This is a genomic window from Streptomyces sp. NPDC101490, assembly GCF_044767145.1.
Taxonomy (GTDB): domain Bacteria; phylum Actinomycetota; class Actinomycetes; order Streptomycetales; family Streptomycetaceae; genus Streptomyces.
Window position 1 is genome coordinate 818,886 of the sequence record NZ_JBIWNI010000002.1, and the last position, 20,180, is coordinate 839,065.

Genomic DNA, 20,180 nt, shown 5'->3' on the forward strand with positions numbered 1-20,180 from the left:
GGGCGGGGGCGCCGGGGGCGGGGGCGCCGGGGTCCTTCGGCCCTGAGGCCCCGGTACGGCCGGGCGGTAGGCGCCCCCGGAGGCCGGGCCTCAGGCCGGTCGGGGCGCGCTTCCCGCGACGCGTTCGCTCAGGCGCAGGACCGCGATGTCGATCTGGCCGTGGCCGTCCTCCCAGCCCGCGACCGGGGAGCAGCCCAGGTCGTCCATCACGCCCGGCACGAGGCCCTCTTCGAGGACCATGACCATGCCGGTGTCGCCGTCGGAGCGGAAGTGGCCGAGGTGGGTGCGGAGTCCGTCGTGCGCGACGGCGGCGAGCGCCTCCGCGCCCTCCTCGTCCGGCTCCACCCCGAAGTCGATCAGGTCCTCGGGGCGGTCGCCGGTGAAGAGGGCCGCCTTCAGGGCGCCCAGGAGGCTGCCGTCGGAGACGAGCACCGCGTGGTACACGGTCCACGCGCCCGCGTGGTCGGGGTCGGCGAGGTCCACGGCGTGCGCGGCGAGCAGCGGGGCAAGATCGGCGCCCCGGACCATCCCGTGCCCGATCTCGACGGCGGCGAGGTCGGTGGCGAGTCCCGGCGGCAGCAGCGGTTCCGTGACGGAGAGCCAGGGGAACTCGAAGAGCGAGCGGCTCGCGTCGAAGGCCGGGACCTTGTCGCCCTCGTCGAACAAGGGGCAGTCCCACAACACCGGTTCGGCGCCGCTCAGGGCCTCCGGGCGCACCCAGCCGAGGTCCTGCCGGAAGTCGGTCTCGTACATGAGGTTGCCGCCGATCCCGGCGGCGTAGACCGCGCCGGTGTCGTACTCCTCCAGGGGGCGGCCCACCAGGGCGGCGAAGCCCTCGGCGAGCAGCCGGTCCCAGCCCGGGTCGTTGCCCGGCTCACCGCCGGGACCGGACCCGGGACCGGCGCCGGGGCCGACGACGCCCAGTTCACGGCCGAGGCCGATGCCCGGGTCACCGGCCGGGTCACCGGCCGAAAGAGCCTGCGCGGAAGCGAAGTTGATCTGTTCGTTCGACATGGCGGCACTGTAGTGACCGCCTCCGACAACGGGCCCGGGACTGTCAGTCCCCGCCCGTCACCAGGCGCACCGCGAGACCCGTGACGAGGGCGCTCGACACGAGGGCCGTCGCCAGTCGGCCCCGGGGGCCGGTCAGGGCGCGGCCGAGGACGGTGCCGCCGAGCGCGAGGAGGAGCTGCCAGCTCGCCGAGGCGGCGAGCGCCGCGAGGACGAAGGCCGTCCTGTCGGCCGGCCCGGTGGGCGTGTCGGGGCCGGTGGCGAGGACGAGGGCCGCGAAGTAGACCACCGTCATGGGGTTGAGGAGCGTGATCCCCAGGAAGGCGAGGTAGGCGCGGGCGGCGGTCGGGGCCGTGCCGTCGTCGCGGGAGGCCGCGCCGCCCGTGCGGTACGCGTTCCACGCCGTCCGCGCGGACCGCAGCGCGAGGGCGGTGAGCAGCAGCGCGGAGGCCCAGCGGAGCGGGTCCATGACGGGGACGAGCAGCGGGACGAGGGCGGCGCCCCCCGCGACGGCGAGGAGCGCGTAGGCCCCGTCCGCCGTGGCGACGCCGAGGGCGGCCCCGGCGCCGGTGCGCCAGCCGGTCCTGGCCGTGACGGCCACCAGGTGCGCGCCGACGGCGCCGACCGGGATCGCGATGCCGTATCCGGCGAGCAGGCCCGCCGTGACCGGCCCGGTCACGCGACGGCGGGGACCGTGCCTGCGGGGGAGTCGGAGCGCTGCTGTCGGCGGTAGGCGGAGCCGTCCTTCGTACGGGAGAGGAAGCCGCCCTCGACGAGGTACCGGCGGAGGGCCGGGTAGTCGGCGTGCACGCCCATGAGGGCTTCGTTGACCTCGGGTTCGCGGTAGTCGCGGCCGGTCTCGAAGAGGGTCTCGGCGAGGTGCGCGAGGAGCGCCTCGCGGCGGGCCGGGCGGCGCGGGACCGCCTTGAGGCGCCCGTCGGCGGCGAACAGGTCCGCGACGGGGCGGGCGGGTGAGGAGGTGCTGGTCATGGTCGAGAAGCGTGCCGGTCACGGGCCCGCCCCGCAAAGGGTTTTCAGTCCGGCGCGGGCCGCGAAGGGTTCCTTTCGGTGCGGGCCACGAGGGTTCGGTTCGGCGCGGGCCACGAAGGGGTTCAGCACGAAGGATTTTCAGTTCGGTGCGGGCCGCACCATGACGTGGGTCGCCTCCTGGACGGTCGGCAGGACCGTACGGACGCCTTCGCGTTCGAAGACGGGCCTGCCTTTCTCCATGAAGGCGAGGAATTCGTCCTCGGACTCCCAGAAGTCGACGATCCGCCATCCGCCGTCGCCGTCGGGTCCCGCGGCGTGCGCGAGGAGCCCGGCGGGCGGGAACCAGTCGGTCTCTCCGAGGCTCCGGGTCGTCTTCTCGTACTGCTCCCGGGTGCCGCCGGGGATCTCGATTGTGACGATGACGGCCATGCCCTGCTCCTGGGGGTGGGGGGACGCGGGTACGGGAATCGCGTCCAGCTCAGCAGGCGCCGGGGCGGGCCGCACGGCGGCGGACCCCGAACGGGCGAGGCCGGTGGGCCCGAACGGGCGGGGGCAGCGGACCACGGACGGGCGAAGGCGGCGGACCCCGAACGGGCGGAGGCTGCGGGCTCCGAACGAGCGAGGGCGGCGGGCCCCGCACGGGCGGGGACGGCGGCCCTACTCCCCCGCGCGCCCCTCCGCCGGAGACGCGGGCGGGCCCGTGGGCGGCGCGACCGGGCCCGTCGTGAGGCCGCCGAGGGCCGCGACGGCGAGGCGGACGGCGCGGTCGGTGACGGCGGTCCAGTCCGCGCCGTTCTCCAGGGCGGTGGTGGCGGCGTTGACGAAGCCCTGGAGGAAGCGGGCGGTGAGGAGCGGGTCGTCGTCGCCGAGGTCGCGGAGGGCGTCGACGAGGGGGGCGAGGAGGGCCCGGTGGGCGGTGTCGGCGCCCGCGCGCAGGGCGGCGGCGTCCTGCTCGTCGGCGACGGCGCGGGCGATGCGGTGTTCGCCGTCGCGGACCATCAGGAGCTGAGCGGTGACGTACGCGGCGACGCGTTCCCCGGGGCTGTCCCCGGCGGCGGCGAGGGCCGTGCGGATGCGGTCCGTCCAGCGGGGCGCGGCCTCCTGGACGACGGCGGTCAGCAGGTGGTGCCGGTCGGGGAAGTACTTGTAGACGCTGTTGCGGGCGAGCCCGGTGCGGCGGGCGACCTCGGCGAAGGTCACCCGGGAGGCGTCGCCCTCCTCAAGGATCTCGCGGGCCGCTCCGAGCAGTGCGGCGCGCTGCTGGGAGCGGTGGTCGGCGACCGTGGCGGCGTGGATCTTGGGCACGGGCCAAGTCTAGGGGCGCGCTGTGGGACCCCCCTTGGAGACGCAGCGTCGCCATCTTCTATCTTAGAGACGCTGCGTCCCCATCATGGGGACGGCCCCTTGGAAGATCAGCCCCCTGAAAGATCACTGGAGGAGGGAACACCGTGTTCCTCGCCCTGCTGGAACTGAGAGCGGCCCGGGGCCGCTTCCTGCTGATGGGCAGCGTCGTCGTCCTGGTCGCCGCCCTCGTCGGCATCGTCTCCGGCTTCACCACCGGCCTCGGCGACGACACCGTCTCCGCCCTGCGCCGCCTGCCCGCCACCCATGTCGCCTTCGCCTCCGGCTCGGACTCCGACCAGTTCGCCCGGGGCCTGGTGGACGCCCGTACCGCCGGGGACTGGGGCCGGGAGGACGGCGCCGAGGCCACCCCGCTGGGCGTGACCATCACGCGCGGCACCACCGGCCGGGGCACCGAGGTCGACCTCGCCGCGTTCGGGGTCGTGCCCGGCGCCTTCACCGACCCCGGCGCCGACGACGGCGGACGGCTCGACCCCGCGCGCCCGGACGGCGTCGTCGTCTCCCGTCAGCTCCTCGACGAGGGCGTCCGGATCGGCGACACCCTCGTCGTGGACCGGCTCGGCATCCGGCTGCACGTCGTCGGCGCCACCGGCCGCTCCTCGTACGGGCACGTGCCCGTCGCCTACATGACGGCCGACACCTGGCGGCGCGTCCGCTTCACCGCCCCCGGAGCGGCGTCGGCCACCCCGGGAGCCGGAGCCCCGTCGGCCGCCCCGGAAGCCGCGTCGGCCGCCCCCGCCGGGCTCCCTGCCCAGTACAGCGCCGTGGCCCTACGGCTCCCCGAGGGCACCGACGCCGACGCGCTCGCCGACGCCGACCGGCGCCACGGCACCACGACCGTCCCCCTGGAGACCGCCTTCGCCGCCGCCCCCGGCTATGACGGCGAGCGGCTGACGATGACGTCGATCCAGACGTTCCTGTTCCTGATCGCGCCGCTCGTCGTCGGCGCCTTCTTCGCCGTGTGGACCGTCCAACGCACCCCGGAACTGGCCCTGTTGCGCGCGATGGGCGCCTCCCGGCGCAGACTCCTCGGTCACACCCTCGCGCAGGCGGCGGTGGTCGTCTCCACCGGCACCGTCGTCGGCGCGGCCCTCTCGGCCGGGGTCGGTCTGCTCGTCGGCGAGCAGGTGCCGTTCAGCCTGCCCGCCGGAACGCTCGCGGCCACCATGCTGGCGGTCGCCGTGGTCGGCCTCGCCGGTTCCGCCCTCACCCTGCGACGGGTCGCCACCGTCGACCCGATGACCCTGCTGGGAGCCGGACGATGAGCCTCCACCTCCATGACGTGACCGTCACCCTGGGCCGGGGCGAGTCCCGTACGACCGCCCTGCGCGGTCTCGACGCGCGCTTCTCGCCGGGCGCGCTCACCGCGCTCGTCGGCCCCTCGGGCTCGGGCAAGTCGACGCTGCTCGCGGTCGCCGGGGCGCTGCTCCGGCCGGACGCGGGGCAGGTCCTCCTCAACGGCACCGATCTCGCCGCGCTCACCGACCGGGAGCGGGCCCGCGCCCGCCGGGAGCGCGTCGGATACGTCTTCCAGAGCGGCAACCTGCTCACCGGGCTGACCGCCGAGGAACAGCTCCTCGCCGCCCTCTCGCTGACCGGTCGCAGCCCGCGCGCCCTGCGCCCGAGGGCCCGCGCGCTCCTCGAAGAGGTCGGGCTCGGACATCGCGGGTCCCACCGCCCGGACCAGCTCTCCGGCGGCGAACGCCAGCGGGTCGCCCTGGCCCGCGCCCTCCTCCTGGAGCCCGAACTGCTCCTGGTGGACGAGCCGACGGCGGCCGTCGACCGGACCCGCGCGGACGAACTCACCGCCCTGATCGCCCGCACCACGCACGAGCACGGCTGTGTGACGGTGGTGGCGACCCACGACCCGGTGGTCACGGCGGCGGCGGACACGACGGTGACCATGGGAGCCGAGACCCGGCAGACCACGGCCTGAACGCGGGGGACGGAGGTACGGGGGCGGAGGTACGGGGGCGGAGGTACGGGGACAAGGGCGCGGCACGAGCCGGGCCTCGGCCCCCGTACCCCTCCCTCCCTCCCTCCCTCCCTCCCAGGCAGGGATACGCCCCCGGGACCCCGACCCGGCGGCGACCGACCCGGCTACCGGCCCGCCCCCGGCCCCGGCCCGCTCCCCCGCTCACCCTCCCGCCCGGGCCCCCGCCCGGCCGCGCAAGCCGCCTCCCGCGCGGTCATGACCTCGTCGCCGTGCTCGAAGGCCCAGGCGCCCACGGCTCCGATCGGGCCCAGCAACGTACGGCCCAGAGCGGTGAGTTCGTACGCGACCCGGGGTGGTGGACCGGGATGGGGCCGACGCTCGACCAGACCGCTGTCCCCGAGCCTGCGCAGGGTCTCGGTGAGGACCTTGGAGCTGATGCCGCCGATCCGCTCCCGCAGCTCGACCGGACGGCGGGGCCCGTCGCGGAGCGCCCACAGCACCACCGCGTTCCAGGTGTTCGCGAGCAGGTCGAAGGCGAGCCGGGCCCGGCAGTCGGCGAGGAAGGGGGAGGCGTCGGGATCGGGTTCGGGTTCGAGGGAGGCGTCGGGGGTCACGTACCGAATGGTGCCCGAGCCACTCCCTAGCGTCGGTACGGACAGCCGAACCAGGCAGCCCCACAAGGAAGTTCAGGGGCGGAGGGAGAACGCGATGAGGATCGGCGTACTGGGCACGGGGAACATGGCGGACGCGCTCACCGCGCACTGGGTGCGGGCCGGGCACGAGGTGACGGTCGGGGGACGCGACCCGCGCGCGGCGGAACGGCTCGCGGCGCGCCTGGGCGGGGGCGCGCGGCCCGCCGGGCTCCGGGCGGCGGCCGGGTCCGGCGAGGTGGTCCTCGCGGCGCTGCCGTACGGGGCCGGGGCCGAGGTGGTGCGGGAGCTGCGCGGCCCCCTGGACGGGCGGGTGCTGCTCGACTGCTCCAACCCGGTCGGGCCCGGCTTCCGGCTGCTGACCGAGGGCGGCCCGTCGGCGGCGCGGCGGCTGGCGGAGGCCGCGCCGGGGGCCAGGGTGGTCAAGGCGTTCAACCTGTGCCACGAGGACGTGTGGCGGATGCGGCCCCCGGTCTTCGAGGGGTCCCCGCTGGCGGTGCCGGTCTGCGGGGACGACCCGGCGGCCCTCGCCCGCGTCCACGAGCTGGTCGTGGACACGGGCTGCGCGCCGGTGTCCGGCGGCGGCCTGGACCGCGCGGGCCTGCTGGAGGCGACCGCCACGCTGTTCATCGGGCTGTGGGTCGGGGAGGGCGCGGACGTCCGGTCGATCGCGCCCCCGCTGGCGTACGCGTCGGGACCGGTCGGCGACCGGGCGCCGGGGGCGGGCGGGACCGGACGCCCGTAGCCGGGGAGGACCGTGGAGGTGGCCGTCCAGGCGTACGGCCAAGGCCCGTAAGGGAGAAGGTGTCCGTTCGTCGGCCGCTCCCCCGGACCCGCGCCCTCACGGCCGTGCGCGACGGCCCGGCACCCCCACCAGATCGAGCACGCTGAGCGTGAACATCAGGACGCCCAGGGGGACATGGACCGAGGGGACGTGGGCGATGCCCAGGACCACCTGGAGGGAGGCGAGCAGCAGGAGGACGGTCGCGTGGGCGATCGGACGGGGTGAACCGCCGCCCGGCCGCCAGGCGAGGACGGCGGCCAGCAGGTACAGCATCGACGCCCCGTACATGACCCGGGCACCCACCCCGTGGAGCGTCTCCCCGTACGAGGCGGACAGCAGCAGGCCCGCCGTCACCGCCTGGAACAACAGGGCGACGGTCTGGAGCACCACCGCCACCCGGACGAAGGCGGGCCACCCGCCCGTACGGCCCGTGACCCCGCCCGTACGGCCCGTGACCCCGCCCGTACGGCTCGCGTCCCCGCCTCCCGCCCCCGTGATCGTCCCGCTCGTCGTCCCGTTCGTCATCGGTACGGACATCGTTCGCCCCCTCGTCCCGCCGTGCGGCGGTCGCTCGGTACTGTCTCGCCTGTCTGACGAAACAGGCCCGCGAAGTGTGAGGCGAGGTGCGCCGCGCGCGCCTCGGGCGGGACGAGCGGGGGGCGGACGTCATGCGCATCCAGGACTCCGGGGCGGTCGCCGGGGAGCGGTCCCGGCTGACCGGCATCGCCTATCGGCTGCTCGGTTCGCTGACCGAGGCGGAGGACGCGGTGCAGGAGACGTACGCCCGCTGGTACGCCCTGACTCCGGCGCGGCGGGCGGCCGTGGAGTCGCCCGGGGCATGGCTGACGACCGTGGCGGGGCGGATCTGCCTGGACCTGCTCGGCTCGGCGCGCGTGCGGCGGGAGCGGTACGTGGGCGCGTGGATACCGGAGCCGCTGCCGGACCGTACGGAGTGGGGCGGGAGCGGCGGGGCCGATCCGGCGGACCGGGTGGCCCTGGACGAGTCGGTGGGCATGGCGTTCCTGGTGGTCCTGGAGTCGATGACCCCGGCGGAGCGGGTGGCGTTCGTCCTGCACGACGTCTTCCGCTATCCGTTCCCGGAGATCGCCGGGATCGTGGGCCGTACGCCCGCGGCCTGCCGCCAGCTCGCCGCGTCGGCCCGGCGGCGGGTCCGCGGGGAGCGGACGGCGTCCCGGCCGGATGCCGAACAGGCCGCCGCGGTAAGGCGTTTCAAGGAGGCGTGGGAGGCGAAGGACATCGGGGCGGTGGTCGGCCTGCTGGACCCGGACGCGGTGATGACGGCCGACGGCGGCGGTCTCGTGGGGACGGCGCTCCGCCCGCTGGTCGGCGCCCGCCGCATCGCGGAGTACCTCGTCTTCATCGCGGGCAAGGCCCCCGGCCTGACCCTCCTGGAACGCACGGTGAACGGCCGCCCGGGCCTGGTCGCCCAGCACGGCACCGACGTGGTGACGGTGGCGGCCTTCGCCCTGGACGGCGACGGCCGGGTGACCCGCATCTGGGCGGTCCGCAACCCGGAGAAACTGACGGCGTGGACCACACCGGCCGGTGGGCCGGGGGCACCGTACGAGCCCGGGGTCCGGTGAAGGACAACGGGCCCCGGAGGCAGACCGAGCCGTCCTGAGCCCCTCCGCCGGGGAAGGCCCGCACCGGTCGGGCGGAGCCACAAGGCCTCCCTGCGGAGTCCCTGCGGCGCCACGGCTTCCGGCCTGCCCGAGGGATCCGGGACACCCCTGTGCGTCAAGGGCCGACGATCACGCCCTTGAGGAACGTCGACCGGCACTTCGAGCACTTCAGGCGGTTGGTGCTGCTCGGCTGCAGTGTCTGCGTACCGCAGACCGGGCACTTGTGTCCCTTGGCCATCTAGCCACTCCTGGAGTCGGATCCGCGCGCTTCTTGCGCAAGACGTGAAGGTACGCGGGCTCCATGCCGGGAGACCTGTTTTCGACCCAATCATTAAAGAACTGCCGACACACTGGAGAGTCCTGGTATCACTGCAGGTCAAAGCCACAGAAAGGGATCCACGGACCGGCGCTCCAGACGCCCGACCTCCTCCTGAGGAAACGTAAAAGCACGTGCTGAACTGCCCTTATGCAATATCGCACCGACGCGGCAATACCTGACTCGATCCCGATCACCACACAGGTGGTGATACGGCAAGCGCCCCCCCTCACACAACTGTTGATCGTTACGGTTCACCGAATCTCAGAAGGGGGTTCGACACCTACGCGGACAGCCTCGGCACCATGTGGGAGACCGCCCGCCCCGTGGAAGGCTGAGCCCATGGCACGTACCGAGTACTACGACGACCCGGACGCCCCGCAGCCCAACAGCATGGTGGTGGCCGCCTCCGCCGTGGTGACCGACGAACGGGGGCGCGTTCTTCTCCAGCTCCGCCGGGACAACGGCCTGTGGGCGCTGCCGGGCGGCGGGATGGACCTGGGCGAGTCGCTGTCGGGGGCGGCCGTCCGCGAGGTCCGGGAGGAGACCGGGCTGGCCGTGGAGATCACGGGCCTCGTCGGCACCTACACCGACCCGCGCCACATCATCGCGTACAGCGACGGGGAGGTGCGGAGACAGTTCAACGTCTGCTTCAGGGCGCGGGTGGTCGGCGGGTCGCCGGCCGTCTCGGACGAGAGCACGGACGTCCGCTTCGTGGCCCCCGAAGACCTGGACTCACTGCCCATGCACCACACCCAGCGGCTACGGCTGACGCACTTCCTGGAGAACCGGCCGACGCCCTACCTGGGGTGACAGCCGGTCGGCCGGGGCCCGGAAGGCTCCCGGTGCCTGCCGCCCCGGGGCCCGGGCCCCACGTATCCCGCCGCCCGGCCCATCGGGAGAACGGTCCGCCGTCCATGGCCGGGAGGCCGGTGGGTCAGCGTGGGTCAGGAGGTCAGGAGATCCGGTGTTCCCAGCGCAGGGCGGGGGCTCGGTCGATCCAGTACTGATGGGACGCGGGTGTCACGCGGAGCCGCACGGCGGTGATGTCCGGACTGCCCGCCTCCCGCCAGGCCGTGAGCGCGCCCTCGACGTCGTCCCACAGGGCCACGGGGCCGCCCTGGCGGACGGTCCAGCCCTCCCCGTCGGCGGCGAACTCGGCGAACGACTCGCGCTCGGGATCGAAGAGGTAGAGGAGTCGCGCGCCCTCGCTCGTGGTGGCCCGGACGAGTTGAGCGCCGGGCGCCGCGAGCTGCGTGAGGAAGGCGGGCATCCACTCGTCCAGCATGAGCGGCGACATCCTCGTCCGCCGCTCACTGTCCGCGTACGCCGTCCGCGCGGAGAGGTCGCCGGACACGGGGACCACTGCCTGGGCCCTCGCCTGCATGAAGGAGGAGCGCCCGATGATCGCGCCCTCGGCGGTGCCGTCGTCGCCGACGGTGACCTTCGCCAGGCCGGTTCCCCAGGGCCAGGAGCCGACCGTGCCGAGGATGATGCCTCCCGGCTTCGTCTGCCTGATCCAGGCGTACGGAATGCGGCGGACCGCACAGGTGGCGATGACCCGGTCGTACGGTGCCCGGTACGGGTGGCCGAGAAGGCCGTCGCCCCTCACGGTCCACGTCGAGAAGCCGACGGCTTCGAGAGCGGCATCGGCTCGTGCAGCCACCTGTGAGTCGACTTCGACGGTGGTGACGTCGTCCTCGCCCAGGTAGTGGCACATCAGGGCGGTCGAGTAGCCGGTGCCCGTGCCGATCTCCAGGACGCTGTGCTCCGCCGTGAGGTCCAGGGCCTCGATCATGCCGACGACGGTGGCCGGGTCGGTCGAAGAAGACGTCGGCACGCCCACGACGGGTTCGTCGGCCTGGTCGGCGGTGAGGTGGCCGTCGAGCTGGGTGGTGAGGGTGGCGACGCTGTAGGCAATCTTCAGCCACTCGTCCGGGTCGGTGTCGGCGGCTGCGACGGGCCGCCAGGTCCGCCCCTCGTCCAGGAACACTCCCGGGTGCAGGAACCGTTCGCGGGAGACGGTCTCGACCGCCGCACGCAGCCAGGGGGACTTCAGGACGCCTTCGTCCACGAGCGACGTCGCCATGCGGCTTCGCTCGGATGCCGGGTCGGTCATCGGCTTTCTCCTTGTGCGAGCAGATCGGCGAAGGCAGCGGACATGGGGAGACCGGTCTCGGTCTCCAGCCACCCCCACTGGCCATTCGGATTCAGTTCCAGCCACCAGTGGTCCCCCGCCCGGTCGACCGCGAGGTCGAAGCTCCCCGACACCAGGCCCAGTCGGTCCAGGTAGGTGTGCAGCGCCCTGTCCACCCGGTCGGGAAGGTGCTCCACGGTGTAGGTCAGGGCGCTGTAGTCCCTGCGCCAGTCCAGGAGGTCGGAGTTGATGCGTACGGCGAACGTATGCCGCCCCACGAGGAGTACGCGAACGTCGGCGGCCTTGTCCACGCGGGCCTGGAACAGATGGGGCGCGACCCGGACGCTGTCGTCGATCTCGTCGGGCGTGACGGGGGCGGCCCATCCCGTCACCGGCACGCCGTCACGCGTGCAGGGGGTCCACCGCAGCGTCTTGAAGATCGCCTCACCCTGGGCGAGGACGAACTCACGCGCGTCGTCAGGATCGTTGGTGACGAGGGTGGGCGGGATGGTGAAGCCGAGTTGCTGGGCGAGAACGAGCTGCGCGGGCTTGTATTCGGCTGCGGCAACGCGCAGGGGGTGGTTGACCCAGAGCGGAGCGCCCAGGGCGTAGAGGGTGCCACCGAGTCCGTAGCGGACCTGTGCCGCCGCAAAACGGGAGTCGTCGGCGGACAGGTGGGGAAACGTGGGCCATCCCGGGCGGCGCCAGTACACCGACCGGACCCGGGTCACGTCAGCGGTTCTCGACGGGGTGCGCACCTGCCCGACCACCGGGGCCTGGCAGGTGCCGAACCGAGCCGAGACCGTGAGGTCCTCGCCGATGTCGGCGGGGTCGAACCGGACCACGGGCACATGGCGCCGGTTGAGTTCGGTGATCACCATGTCGGCGGTGATGTCATCCGCCTCGGTGGCCACCAGAACCGGCCTCTCCTCGGTCATGGTCATCAGTCCTGATTGCTGTCCTGGTCGTGGCCCTGGTCGTTCTTGGAGTCCGAGTTCGTCGTCGTGGAGGTCTCGGTGCCGGAACTGGTGCCGTGCTTGCCCATCTCGACCACCTGCCCGACGCGGTCGCGGAACACCCCGAGCTGCGTCGTGGGGTCGATGGTGACGACGGCGTAGGGCTGGCGGACGACGTCGGGGTAGGGCGCGAGCCGACTCGCACCCCACGGAGGGGTGGGGGTGACAGGGGCGACAGAGGTGTTCATGGGACTCCTTGGACGAGAAGAGGCGAGAAGAGGCATGCGCCTCAGGTAGAAGCGGGTCGGATGTGTGCGCCGCCACCGTCCAGCCGATTCAGGACGGCGACCGGCAGGAGTCCGGGCCCGCGAGCTGCGTGTGACCAGTGAACGACAATCCGTTACGGTCTCCCAGAGTGGACCTCACTCGATGCCCAGGCGTTTCCCAGGCGTTGCCGGGCGTCGTATGCGGGGCAGCTCGTTCTTGCGAGGGAGGCCGGTGGCATTGAGGCGCAAGCTCTTCGCCGAGCAGCGTGTGGCACGGGGATATTCCCAGGAGGAATTCGCGGAAGTGCTTGCGGTGGCCGCGTCGACCGTGGTCCGTTGGGAATGCGGTCGCGCCACCCCACAGCCGCACCAACGACCCCGGATCGCCGAGCTATTGGGCATCACCCTCCCCGAGCTGGGAGTTCTCCTCTCTCCGGAGCAGTCGCCCGAGACCGCCCCGCTTCCCGACACCCCATCCCTTCCCGACGGTGATGATGACGACATGAAGCGCCGCGAAGTTCTGGGGCTGCTCGCAGTGACAGGCGTTCTGATTGCCCTCCCCGCCCCCGACGGAGTCGCCCGGGGGCGTACGGCACCGGCGCTCCTGGAGACTGGCGAGGCCCTGCATCGAAGCCTCTGGCAGGTCTACGCGCTCTCGGACTCCAAGCAGAGCGCCTTCCCTGCGGTCCGTGGACAGCTCGACCTGATGACGAAGGCGCTGGCCGAAGCTCGCACGGCCGGAGAGCAAACGCGGCTGTGCCGGATGACCGCAGACCTCTACCAGCTCGCCGGCGAGCTGTTCTTCGACGCCAACCGGTACACCGACGCCGCCGAGTGCTACACACTGGCAGCCCAAGCCGCTCATGCCAGTGGGGACCACGATCTCTGGGCCTGCGCCATGACCCGTCACGCGTATGTCGAGTTGTACGCGCACCGGGCACCCTCCGCCCAGCGCTTGCTGACAGCGGCTGGAAGGGTCGCGCAGCGGGGCGACCGGACGCTCTCCACACGTCACTGGGTTGCCGCCGTCCAGGCACAGGCCCACGCGGCGGTGGGCGATCTCAACGCCTGCGAAAGGGCTCTGGACGAGGCCGAGAAGGTGCACACCCTCGGTGGTGACGACTCCCGCAATGGAGGCTGGCTCCGCTTCGACGGATCCCGCCTCGCCGAGGAGCGCGGGGCTTGTTACCTCCAGTTGGGCCGCCCCGAACTCGCGGAGGAGGCGCTCACCGCAGCCCTCGCCCAGCCACTGTCGCTGCGTCGCCGCGCGGCCGTACTGAGCGACCTTGCGGTCCTCGGGGCGTATCGGCGCGACATCAGTCAGGTCGTGCACTTCGCCGAGCAGGCACTCGGGCTGGCCGACCGGTCCCACTCGGGTTTCGTCGGCAAGAAACTGGACGGCCTTCGAGGGCGTCTTGCCCCGCTCCTGGCCGATGCCCGAGTCTCGGAGCTGGATCATCGGATCGCGGCGCTTCCGCGCACCGCACGACGAGAGGGACACGCGTATGAGTGACGGCCGGATCTTCCGCGAGGCGTGGATCGACGGCGTGAACAAGCACTACCCCGGCGAGCCGAAGCCCGGCTACGTCACGCCGTGGGCCGACACCCCCGAGTGGGAACGGGAGGCCGCCGCCGCCGTCTGCGGGCAGGTGCGGGACTTCATCGCGGTCAGCGGGGGACACGCGGCCCGCCTCACCCGCGAGCAGAAGGGCCGCTTCGTCGCGATCTGCTGGACCGCCCAGATGTTCCGCCACTTCGAGGACCCGAAGCCCGGCTACGTCGCCGACTGGGCCGACCTTCCCGCCTGGCAGCGGGAGACGGACGCGGACATCTTCGAGCGAGTAGAGCGGTCCGCCTGAACCCCGGCACGGACGGCTGCCTCGCCGGGCAGCCGTCACGTCACGTCAACGCGCCTGCGCCACCACGAACCCGGTGAACGCGGCCCAGGCCGCCGGGGCGGCAGTCAGCTCGCCCTGTGCGTGATCCTTGGTGTCCCGGACCCGGACGCGAGCGAGGTCGTCGGCCACCTCGACACAGTTGTCGTTCTCGGGCCCGCTGTACGTGCTCTTGCGCCAGGGCGACTGGGCCACCGCGTACGCGGTGAACGCCGCCCAGGCTGCCGGAGCGGCCATGACCTCGCCCCTGGCGTGGTCCTTCGTGTCCCGGACGTGGACCCCGGCGACGTTGTCGGCCACCTCGACGCAGGCGTCGTTGTCATTGCCGCTGTACGTGCTCTTGCGCCAGTTCAGTGCGGTCTCAGTCATCGTGGTTCCTTCCCGATAGCTGGAGATGCCCTCTGCCCGGCGGGCGGCGGGGGCGATCAGCGCGCCTGCGCCGCCACGAACCCGGTGAACGCGGCCCAGGCCGCCGGAGCGGCGGTCAGCTCACCCTTGGCATGGTCCTTGGTGTCCCGGACGTGGACGCGAGCGGGATTGTCGGCCACCTCGACACAGTTGTCGTCGTCGCCGCTGTACGTGCTCTTGTGCCAGTTGGGCTCAGTCATCGTGCTTCCCCAGTGCTTCGCGGATGATCTCTTCTGACTCAACGATCCCGAGGGCGTCGGCGTGGAGCCGGTCGTAGACCTGCTGGAATCGGTCGACGTCGGACGGTTCGACCATATAGCAACCGATGCCGAACCCTTCTGTGTAGGCGGTGCGTTCACCGGAATTGAGGGTGAGGAGGCTCACCGAACCCGGGAGCCCCGCACGGTCCGCCTTCAGGATCTGAACGTTGATGAACGGCCGGGCAACGGCTTCGAGCAACCACTCGATCTGCCCCCGCATCACTTCCTTGGACCCGACCACCTTCGACAGGGCGTTCTCGTCGAGAACCACCCAGAACCACGGCGGATGCGGGCCGTCGAACACGGCCTGTCGCTCGGCGCGTCGCCGTACGGCGCCGACGATGTCAGGGTGCCCACCGGGCACCGCCTGCTCCATGACCGCGCGAGCGTACGCCGGGGTCTGGAGCAGTCCCGGCACGACGAGCGAGAACTCATGTATGGTCCGCGCCCGTGCCTGGTCCCGCAGGAAGCCCTGCGCGTAGTCGCGGAAAGCTGTGCGGTCACGGATGACCAACAGGTTCACCAGCGCCCCGCCGAGTTCGAGGACCTGGTCGATCTGTCGGCCGAGCTTGAGGTCCGGCGGATCTCCGTTCTCGATCTCGGAGATCCGGGTAGTGCTGCTGAACACCTTGGTTGCGAGGTCCTGTTGCCGCCATTCACGACGCTTGCGGGCGTCGCGGATCATGTCGGCGATGAAGCTCTCCAGGCTCTCGCTGGGGTCGATCTCGTTCTGAGCTGGCATATGCGACGTTTCCTGATCCCCTAGGGAAACCCAACTCCTGGCGAGCGTAGGGAGATCCGCGTCATCGTGAAGGCGTTCCGGAGGAGAACCACCAGAAAGAGAGCCCTCCATGCATACGTCCACGAACGCACCGCCGCCCACCCGTCCCGTCTCCGAGGAAGAGGCCGCCCGGGTCTACCGGGAGCTGAAGACCGCCATGGAGGGCGCCGGGGTCCCCATCAAGGGGCTCTACCGGGACGTCACCCGCTCCCCCGCCGGGGACGTGCACCGGTACGGGCTCGGGGTCGTCGGCGTCACCGGCGCGAAGCGGCTGACCGTGATCCTGAACGCCTCACGGACCACCCCGTGAGGTACCGCGTCGGGGACGTCGTCACGGACGGGCAGCGGGCCCTGACCGGGCAGGTCCGGGACGTGCACGGGAACCTGCTCAGTCTGGTCCGGCCCAGTGGGTACCTGTGGGAGGCGGCGATCGAACAGTGCTGGACGGCGAGCCCCGAGGAACGCGCGGCCCTGACCCCGCGCGGAGCCGTACGCGTCATCAGTACGTCGCCGTCGCAGCCCTCTGCCTGATCGCCCTGGCGGTCGCCGCCCTCGGCGCGGCCCTCTGGCTCCGTACCCCCTGACCCCTTGAGGACGGCCCTCCCGACCGCCGGGGACCCGTCGGCGGGAGGGCCGTCCACACAACCGTCCACACAACCGTCCACACAACCGTCCACACAACCGTCCACACAACCGTCCACACAACCGCCCCGTGGCAGGCCTTGAGCTCGGGGCGCAGGTCGTCCTTGCCGGACTTCTTGTCGGCGAAGATGCGCCGGCAGCCGGTGGCGGTGAGGGCGTCGATCTGGCGGTCGAGCTTCTGTCCGCCGGTGGAGACCCGGGCGTAGCCGATGAGGATCTCGGTCCGCATCGCGGACTCGGCGGTCAGGAGTTCGAACGGGTCGGGTTCAAGCGGCACGCTCATGCCCGGAATTCTTTTTGGTGCCGTTCCGGGAACCTTGCTGGGTGTGCGGAGAGAGAAGGTGATACGGCCCGGTGCGGGTGTGAGTGAGGAGACGGGATGCGGGAGCGGATACGCGCGGGCGATCGCGAGGCGTTCGGCGAGCTCTATGAGCAGTATGCGAAGGCGGTGTACAACCATGCCTTCCGGCTGACCGGCGACTGGTCGGTGGCCGAGGACGTCATGTCGGCGACGTTCCTGGACGCCTGGCGGACGAGGGAGAAGGTCGGAGAGGAGGGGGGATCGCTGCGGCCGTGGCTGCTGGGGATCGCGACGAACAAGGCGCACAACGCCAGACGCGGTGTCCGTCGGCGTTTCGCCTTCCTGGCCCGGGTGCCCGCCCCGGAGCCGGTGGAGGACTTCGCGGACGAGGCGGCCGGGCGGATCGACGACGCCCGTCGCCTGGACGCGGTTCACCGGGCGGTGCGGGGCCTGCGCCGTCAGGAGAGGGAGGTGCTGGCGCTGTGCGTGTGGTCGGGGTTGGACTACCAGCAGACCGCTGACGCGCTGGGGGTACCGGTGGGCACTGTGCGCTCACGCCTGTCGCGCGCCCGGGTCAGGCTGCGGGACCTGACCGACCGGCAACTGACCGAGGAAAAGCTGGAACCGCGCCCGGGGCGCGGAGAGGTAGAGAGTGAGGCCGCGTTCGCGGCCCTGTCCGTCCAGGAGGGAGCCCGATGAACGCCACTCCGTACCGGCCCTCACAGGCCGAGCGCGAGGAGTCGGCCCGGCTGCTGCCGGCCCCGGCCGAACGGGACCTGCCGCCGGGCCGCCACCTCCACCACAAGGAACTCCTCATGCGACAGATCGACCAGGACACCACCCACACCTCCCACCAGCCAGGCGGACTGCGCCGGCGCTTGGCCGACGCGGCCGCCCCCGGCCGTCCCCGGCGCCGACTGGTCCTTGGGGCGTCGCTGGCCGCGGGGGCGATGGCTGCGGTCATCGCGGTGACCACCGTCGGTTCCCATGCCCCGACCACGGTCCCTCCGGCGGCCAGCGCTCCGGGCGACTCGGTCAGCGAGCGCGGGCCCGGCGGCGCGTCACCCCAGGCCGTCCGGCTGCTGACCCGCATCGCCGCCGTCTCCGCCAGCACCTCTGCCCCGCAGGTCCGTGACGACCAGTACATCTACATCGCCAGCCAGGTCTACGGCGCGAGCAAGAAGATCGGCGCCGACGGCGACGGCGCCAAGGCCCAGTACAACGACGACGGCACCGGGACCACCCACCCCCGACAGGCATGGTTCTCCGTCAACGGCAGCCGCGACGGTCTCCTCACCGGGCCCCTCGACCCGGGCTTCGGGCCCGGTGAGGGAGACGTCAACCTCGGCAAGAACACCAAGCCCTCCCTCCAGCTGCCCACCTACGCGTACCTGGCCTCCCTGCCCACCGACCCCGACGCCCTGCTGACAGCCGTCTACGCCCAGAACACCGGCGTGGACAAGAACCTCAACCCCGACCAGGAAGCGTTCCAGACGATCGGCGACGCGCTGCGCGAGTCCCTGATGCCCCCGCAGATCGGGGCGGCACTCTACAAGGCCGCGGCCAAGATCCCCGGGGTGAACGTCGTGGACGACGCCGTGGACGCGTCCGGCCGGCACGGCGTGGCCGTCAGCCAGGACCACGGCAACCAGCGCACCGAATGGATCTTCGACAAGGACAAGCTCACCTACCTCGGCGAGCGGACCGTCCTCATCGACGACGACAGCGCCGGTGGCAAAGCCGGACGCATCCTCGTCAGCACCGCCGTGACCGAACGCGCCGTCGTCGACAAGGCCGGCCAGAAGCCTTCTCCTGGTACAGCCACCTGACCTTCGACACCGGTCCCGGTGCCCGCCCGCCCAGCAAAGTGGCAGGCGGGCACCGGGACCGGTTCTTCCTCAACAGACCACAGGCCTGCCCACCGAAACCCGGGACAACACGCCGTCACATCGGCCACAGAGAGCTACTTGTCACTTCGCCGTAGCCATGCGAGCGCAGGGCCTCCTCTTCCAGCGCCGGCATCGGGTCGGGCCCGCCCGGCGGAGCGAGCGGCATCACGCCGTCCTCGGGCGCTCCCACGAGGCCGCGGCCGGCGAGCTGGTTGTTCTCGTAGAAGGTGACCATCGGCGCCAACAGCGGCATCTGCTCCCGCAGCCGCTCTGCCACTGAAGGCGTCAGCCGCTCGCCGTTGACCAGCACCTGCCCGCTGCGGCCCTCCGCCACGGACAGCACCCCGCCGTCGGGGGCGAAGTGGTACTTCGTCTCCGCGCCGTCCGCCATCAGCCCCGCGTCGATCGCCCTGTCCCAGGCGGCCGCGACCCGGACGAACTCCGCCCGGAAGATCGGCGGCACCCCGTCCAGGCCGAGGCCGTCCTTGCGCCGGCGCTTGTCCCGCCGGGCCTGCTTGGCGCGCTTGGCGTCCCGTCCCACCGCTGTCCTCCTTCTGCACGGCCCCCGCCACCGGACAGCGAGCAGGCGGGGCAGCGGGTAGCGCGTTCTCGCCCGGACAGCCGGACGCGGGGCGGCCCAGCCATCGCCGCAACACCGCGCCCAGCGGCCTCATTTCACCCGTTCGAGCGCACTTATCCCGGTGTGTCTGGGTGGACAGGTTTACAGGCGGTACGGTCACGCCAAACGGCCCCCGCCAGTGACTACGAATCACCGGCAGGGGCCTCAACCACCAGTGGAACGGCCTCCACCCCGTGATCTCTCGGCACTTTATCGCGCCCTCCCGCGCCTTCACGCGGTTCTCCCACGACCTGATCCGGCATCCCCGGCTCTCCTCCGACGCCGTGCGGCTGCTGACCTGGCAGCTCTCCCTTCCCGAGGGCGCCAGGGAAAACCTCTCCCGTACGGCTGAACGGGCCGGGATCGGGGCGACCGCCTTCACCCGGGCCAAGCGGCAGCTCATGACGGAGGGCTTCGTCCACGAACGCCGGGTCCAGGGCACGGGCGGCTGCTGGAGCACCCAACAGCTCGTTTCCGCGACGCCGTTGACCACCGCGCAGGCCGCCAAACTCCTCGGCCGGACGCCCGCCCCGCAGACGCCCGTACGGCAGGCGTCCGCACCGCAGACGTCCGCGCAGGTCGCACCGGGTGCCGGGAATCCGGCCGTCGGCGGGCCGGAGCCCCGGCACACCGACGGTCCTCCAGAAGAAGACCGGAGGGAAGAGACCTCCCACCTTCCACCGGCGGGCGGAGACGGACCCGGAGGCGAGCCCCGCCTCGGGAGCACGGCCGGGGACATGGACAGGGCGGAGCCCCGCCCCGGGAGCACGGCCGGGTACGTGGACGGGGGCGGGCCCGACCGGCCCTCCCCCGATGCCCGCGCCCTCGTCGGCGCCCTGCCGCTCCTCTCCCCCGCCCTCCGGCACGTCCCGCCGGGGATGCGGGACGAGCTCGCCGGGCTCGCCGCCCGGTGGCTCGACGCCGGGCACACCCCCGCCGACGTCCACGCCCACCTGCTGCGCGGTCTGCCCCGCGACGGGACGCCCGTGCACCGGCCCGGCGGTCTGGTGCGGTACCTGCTCCGCGAGGTCCCGCCCCGGGAGCTGCCCGCGCCCCCGCCGCCGCCCGGCCCCCGCCTGTCGGCGCGGCTCGCGGGCACCCGGGAGTGCGAGGGCCCCGGACACACCCAGCCGACCCTGTTCCGGCCCGCCGGGGACGAGGCGCTCTGCCCCCGCTGCGAGGAGGCGGCCGGGCGGCCCGGCGGAAGTCCCTCGCCCCGCCACCCCTCACCCTGAGACCATCCGTGGATGATCAACCCCGAGGACCTGCTCGGCCGACGCCTGGCGCAGGTGACGACGTCCTGGCACCGCTACCAGGAGAACGAACCGTCCCTC

Annotated in this window: 26 protein-coding genes and 1 pseudogene; 12 read left to right on the forward strand and 15 right to left on the reverse strand. The window is 72.6% G+C overall.

Features of this window, described 5'->3' with window-relative positions:
• Positions 1 to 90: 90 nt before the first annotated feature.
• From ACIRQY_RS07500 to ACIRQY_RS07520, 5 genes are all read right to left on the reverse strand, one after another.
• Positions 91 to 1,014: a hypothetical protein gene (locus ACIRQY_RS07500; protein WP_403922800.1), complete on the reverse strand. Its 924-nt coding sequence runs from the start codon at positions 1,012 to 1,014 to the stop codon at positions 91 to 93.
• A gap of 43 nt (positions 1,015 to 1,057) precedes the next feature.
• Positions 1,058 to 1,690 carry a LysE family transporter gene (locus ACIRQY_RS07505; protein ID WP_403922801.1) on the reverse strand — a complete coding sequence of 211 codons (633 nt, stop codon included), beginning with the start codon at positions 1,688 to 1,690 and terminating at the stop codon, positions 1,058 to 1,060.
• On the reverse strand, positions 1,687 to 2,001 hold the full coding sequence (locus ACIRQY_RS07510; RefSeq protein ID WP_351780708.1) for a DUF2087 domain-containing protein: 315 nt from the start codon (positions 1,999 to 2,001) through the stop codon (positions 1,687 to 1,689). The genes ACIRQY_RS07505 and ACIRQY_RS07510 overlap by 4 nt, the downstream gene beginning before the upstream one ends.
• A 138-nt stretch (positions 2,002 to 2,139) precedes the next feature.
• Positions 2,140 to 2,430: a hypothetical protein gene (locus tag ACIRQY_RS07515; protein ID WP_403922802.1), complete on the reverse strand. Its 291-nt coding sequence runs from the start codon at positions 2,428 to 2,430 to the stop codon at positions 2,140 to 2,142.
• Between the two features lie 228 nt (positions 2,431 to 2,658).
• Positions 2,659 to 3,306 (reverse strand): TetR/AcrR family transcriptional regulator, encoded by a 648-nt coding sequence (locus ACIRQY_RS07520; protein ID WP_403922803.1) that lies wholly within the window; start codon positions 3,304 to 3,306, stop codon positions 2,659 to 2,661.
• Positions 3,307 to 3,449: 143 nt separating this feature from the next.
• Between ACIRQY_RS07520 and ACIRQY_RS07525 the strand changes: the two genes are divergently transcribed.
• Positions 3,450 to 4,628: an ABC transporter permease gene (locus ACIRQY_RS07525; protein WP_403922804.1), complete on the forward strand. Its 1,179-nt coding sequence runs from the start codon at positions 3,450 to 3,452 to the stop codon at positions 4,626 to 4,628.
• Positions 4,625 to 5,299 carry an ABC transporter ATP-binding protein gene (locus tag ACIRQY_RS07530; protein ID WP_403922805.1) on the forward strand — a complete coding sequence of 225 codons (675 nt, stop codon included), beginning with the start codon at positions 4,625 to 4,627 and terminating at the stop codon, positions 5,297 to 5,299. Before ACIRQY_RS07525 ends, ACIRQY_RS07530 begins: the two co-directional genes overlap by 4 nt.
• Before the next feature lie 164 nt (positions 5,300 to 5,463).
• Here the strand turns inward: ACIRQY_RS07530 and ACIRQY_RS07535 are convergent, their stop codons facing one another.
• The gene (locus ACIRQY_RS07535; RefSeq protein WP_403922806.1) at positions 5,464 to 5,913 is read right to left on the reverse strand and encodes a winged helix-turn-helix transcriptional regulator; all 450 of its coding nucleotides are present in this window, start codon (positions 5,911 to 5,913) and stop codon (positions 5,464 to 5,466) included.
• Positions 5,914 to 6,007: 94 nt separating this feature from the next.
• Between ACIRQY_RS07535 and ACIRQY_RS07540 the strand changes: the two genes are divergently transcribed.
• Positions 6,008 to 6,694, forward strand: coding sequence for an NADPH-dependent F420 reductase (locus ACIRQY_RS07540; protein WP_403922807.1), 687 nt, complete (start codon positions 6,008 to 6,010; stop codon positions 6,692 to 6,694).
• Positions 6,695 to 6,790: 96 nt separating this feature from the next.
• On the opposite strand, the gene ACIRQY_RS07545 is transcribed toward ACIRQY_RS07540, so the two are convergent.
• The gene (locus tag ACIRQY_RS07545; RefSeq protein ID WP_403922852.1) at positions 6,791 to 7,129 is read right to left on the reverse strand and encodes a hypothetical protein; all 339 of its coding nucleotides are present in this window, start codon (positions 7,127 to 7,129) and stop codon (positions 6,791 to 6,793) included.
• A gap of 272 nt (positions 7,130 to 7,401) precedes the next feature.
• Here ACIRQY_RS07545 and sigJ point away from each other — a divergent pair, with 272 nt between their 5' ends.
• Together sigJ and ACIRQY_RS07555 are read left to right on the forward strand one after the other, a co-directional pair.
• A complete protein-coding gene (gene sigJ / locus ACIRQY_RS07550; RefSeq protein ID WP_403922808.1) occupies positions 7,402 to 8,337 on the forward strand; it encodes an RNA polymerase sigma factor SigJ in 936 nt (311 codons plus the stop codon).
• A gap of 697 nt (positions 8,338 to 9,034) precedes the next feature.
• Positions 9,035 to 9,505 carry an NUDIX hydrolase gene (locus ACIRQY_RS07555; protein WP_403922809.1) on the forward strand — a complete coding sequence of 157 codons (471 nt, stop codon included), beginning with the start codon at positions 9,035 to 9,037 and terminating at the stop codon, positions 9,503 to 9,505.
• A gap of 142 nt (positions 9,506 to 9,647) precedes the next feature.
• On the opposite strand, the gene tgmC is transcribed toward ACIRQY_RS07555, so the two are convergent.
• Genes tgmC through tgmA form a run of 3 tightly spaced genes read right to left on the reverse strand, consistent with a single transcriptional unit; the run spans position 9,648 to position 12,033 of the window.
• On the reverse strand, positions 9,648 to 10,811 hold the full coding sequence (gene tgmC / locus ACIRQY_RS07560) for an ATP-grasp peptide maturase system methyltransferase (protein WP_403922810.1): 1,164 nt from the start codon (positions 10,809 to 10,811) through the stop codon (positions 9,648 to 9,650).
• Complete coding sequence (gene tgmB / locus ACIRQY_RS07565; RefSeq protein ID WP_403922811.1) at positions 10,808 to 11,767, reverse strand: ATP-grasp ribosomal peptide maturase; 960 nt, start codon at positions 11,765 to 11,767, stop codon at positions 10,808 to 10,810. Before tgmB ends, tgmC begins: the two co-directional genes overlap by 4 nt.
• Before the next feature lie 5 nt (positions 11,768 to 11,772).
• Complete coding sequence (tgmA, locus tag ACIRQY_RS07570) at positions 11,773 to 12,033, reverse strand: putative ATP-grasp-modified RiPP (protein WP_403922812.1); 261 nt, start codon at positions 12,031 to 12,033, stop codon at positions 11,773 to 11,775.
• 250 nt (positions 12,034 to 12,283) lie between these two features.
• Here tgmA and ACIRQY_RS07575 point away from each other — a divergent pair, with 250 nt between their 5' ends.
• Entirely contained in the window at positions 12,284 to 13,564 is a 1,281-nt protein-coding gene (locus tag ACIRQY_RS07575; protein ID WP_403922813.1) for a helix-turn-helix domain-containing protein, read from the forward strand.
• Positions 13,557 to 13,910: a hypothetical protein gene (locus ACIRQY_RS07580; RefSeq protein ID WP_403922814.1), complete on the forward strand. Its 354-nt coding sequence runs from the start codon at positions 13,557 to 13,559 to the stop codon at positions 13,908 to 13,910. The genes ACIRQY_RS07575 and ACIRQY_RS07580 overlap by 8 nt, the downstream gene beginning before the upstream one ends.
• Before the next feature lie 45 nt (positions 13,911 to 13,955).
• Here ACIRQY_RS07580 and ACIRQY_RS07585 read toward each other — a convergent pair whose 3' ends face one another.
• The 3 genes from ACIRQY_RS07585 to ACIRQY_RS07595 are packed head-to-tail and all read right to left on the reverse strand — an operon-like array spanning position 13,956 to position 15,356.
• Entirely contained in the window at positions 13,956 to 14,315 is a 360-nt protein-coding gene (locus ACIRQY_RS07585) for a DUF397 domain-containing protein (RefSeq protein ID WP_403922815.1), read from the reverse strand.
• A 56-nt stretch (positions 14,316 to 14,371) separates the two neighbouring features.
• Complete coding sequence (locus ACIRQY_RS07590; protein WP_403922816.1) at positions 14,372 to 14,554, reverse strand: DUF397 domain-containing protein; 183 nt, start codon at positions 14,552 to 14,554, stop codon at positions 14,372 to 14,374.
• A complete protein-coding gene (locus tag ACIRQY_RS07595) occupies positions 14,547 to 15,356 on the reverse strand; it encodes a Scr1 family TA system antitoxin-like transcriptional regulator (RefSeq protein WP_366446297.1) in 810 nt (269 codons plus the stop codon). The genes ACIRQY_RS07590 and ACIRQY_RS07595 overlap by 8 nt, the downstream gene beginning before the upstream one ends.
• Before the next feature lie 109 nt (positions 15,357 to 15,465).
• On the opposite strand from ACIRQY_RS07595, the gene ACIRQY_RS07600 reads away from it, so the two are divergent.
• Positions 15,466 to 15,705 (forward strand): hypothetical protein, encoded by a 240-nt coding sequence (locus ACIRQY_RS07600; protein WP_351780668.1) that lies wholly within the window; start codon positions 15,466 to 15,468, stop codon positions 15,703 to 15,705.
• Positions 15,702 to 15,926, forward strand: a complete 225-nt coding sequence (locus tag ACIRQY_RS07605; protein ID WP_403922817.1) for a hypothetical protein — start codon at positions 15,702 to 15,704, stop codon at positions 15,924 to 15,926. Before ACIRQY_RS07600 ends, ACIRQY_RS07605 begins: the two co-directional genes overlap by 4 nt.
• A gap of 181 nt (positions 15,927 to 16,107) precedes the next feature.
• On the opposite strand, the pseudogene ACIRQY_RS07610 reads toward ACIRQY_RS07605, so the two are convergent.
• Positions 16,108 to 16,320: pseudogene (locus ACIRQY_RS07610) on the reverse strand (recombinase family protein); the annotation flags it as partial.
• Positions 16,321 to 16,416: 96 nt separating this feature from the next.
• Here ACIRQY_RS07610 and ACIRQY_RS07615 point away from each other — a divergent pair.
• On the forward strand, positions 16,417 to 17,037 hold the full coding sequence (locus ACIRQY_RS07615) for an RNA polymerase sigma factor (protein WP_403922818.1): 621 nt from the start codon (positions 16,417 to 16,419) through the stop codon (positions 17,035 to 17,037).
• Positions 17,034 to 18,167, forward strand: a complete 1,134-nt coding sequence (locus tag ACIRQY_RS07620; protein ID WP_403922819.1) for a CU044_5270 family protein — start codon at positions 17,034 to 17,036, stop codon at positions 18,165 to 18,167. Before ACIRQY_RS07615 ends, ACIRQY_RS07620 begins: the two co-directional genes overlap by 4 nt.
• Before the next feature lie 115 nt (positions 18,168 to 18,282).
• Here the strand turns inward: ACIRQY_RS07620 and ACIRQY_RS07625 are convergent, their stop codons facing one another.
• Positions 18,283 to 18,768, reverse strand: a complete 486-nt coding sequence (locus tag ACIRQY_RS07625) for a hypothetical protein (RefSeq protein ID WP_403922820.1) — start codon at positions 18,766 to 18,768, stop codon at positions 18,283 to 18,285.
• 272 nt (positions 18,769 to 19,040) lie between these two features.
• Here ACIRQY_RS07625 and ACIRQY_RS07630 point away from each other — a divergent pair, with 272 nt between their 5' ends.
• Positions 19,041 to 20,081 carry a hypothetical protein gene (locus ACIRQY_RS07630; RefSeq protein ID WP_403922821.1) on the forward strand — a complete coding sequence of 347 codons (1,041 nt, stop codon included), beginning with the start codon at positions 19,041 to 19,043 and terminating at the stop codon, positions 20,079 to 20,081.
• Positions 20,082 to 20,180: the final 99 nt, after the last annotated feature.

Coding starts and splice junctions, on each gene's coding strand:
- ACIRQY_RS07600 (WP_351780668.1), top strand. CDS start 15,466: ATGCATACGTCCACGAACGCACCGCCGCCCACCCGTCCCGTCTCCGAG.
- tgmB (WP_403922811.1), bottom strand. CDS start 11,767: ATGACCGAGGAGAGGCCGGTTCTGGTGGCCACCGAGGCGGATGACATC.
- tgmC (WP_403922810.1), bottom strand. CDS start 10,811: ATGACCGACCCGGCATCCGAGCGAAGCCGCATGGCGACGTCGCTCGTG.
- sigJ (WP_403922808.1), top strand. CDS start 7,402: ATGCGCATCCAGGACTCCGGGGCGGTCGCCGGGGAGCGGTCCCGGCTG.
- ACIRQY_RS07590 (WP_403922816.1), bottom strand. CDS start 14,554: ATGACTGAGCCCAACTGGCACAAGAGCACGTACAGCGGCGACGACGAC.
- tgmA (WP_403922812.1), bottom strand. CDS start 12,033: ATGAACACCTCTGTCGCCCCTGTCACCCCCACCCCTCCGTGGGGTGCG.
- ACIRQY_RS07615 (WP_403922818.1), top strand. CDS start 16,417: ATGCGGGAGCGGATACGCGCGGGCGATCGCGAGGCGTTCGGCGAGCTC.
- ACIRQY_RS07555 (WP_403922809.1), top strand. CDS start 9,035: ATGGCACGTACCGAGTACTACGACGACCCGGACGCCCCGCAGCCCAAC.
- ACIRQY_RS07595 (WP_366446297.1), bottom strand. CDS start 15,356: ATGCCAGCTCAGAACGAGATCGACCCCAGCGAGAGCCTGGAGAGCTTC.
- ACIRQY_RS07515 (WP_403922802.1), bottom strand. CDS start 2,430: ATGGCCGTCATCGTCACAATCGAGATCCCCGGCGGCACCCGGGAGCAG.
- ACIRQY_RS07580 (WP_403922814.1), top strand. CDS start 13,557: ATGAGTGACGGCCGGATCTTCCGCGAGGCGTGGATCGACGGCGTGAAC.
- ACIRQY_RS07530 (WP_403922805.1), top strand. CDS start 4,625: ATGAGCCTCCACCTCCATGACGTGACCGTCACCCTGGGCCGGGGCGAG.
- ACIRQY_RS07540 (WP_403922807.1), top strand. CDS start 6,008: ATGAGGATCGGCGTACTGGGCACGGGGAACATGGCGGACGCGCTCACC.
- ACIRQY_RS07585 (WP_403922815.1), bottom strand. CDS start 14,315: ATGACTGAGACCGCACTGAACTGGCGCAAGAGCACGTACAGCGGCAAT.
- ACIRQY_RS07500 (WP_403922800.1), bottom strand. CDS start 1,014: ATGTCGAACGAACAGATCAACTTCGCTTCCGCGCAGGCTCTTTCGGCC.
- ACIRQY_RS07620 (WP_403922819.1), top strand. CDS start 17,034: ATGAACGCCACTCCGTACCGGCCCTCACAGGCCGAGCGCGAGGAGTCG.
- ACIRQY_RS07510 (WP_351780708.1), bottom strand. CDS start 2,001: ATGACCAGCACCTCCTCACCCGCCCGCCCCGTCGCGGACCTGTTCGCC.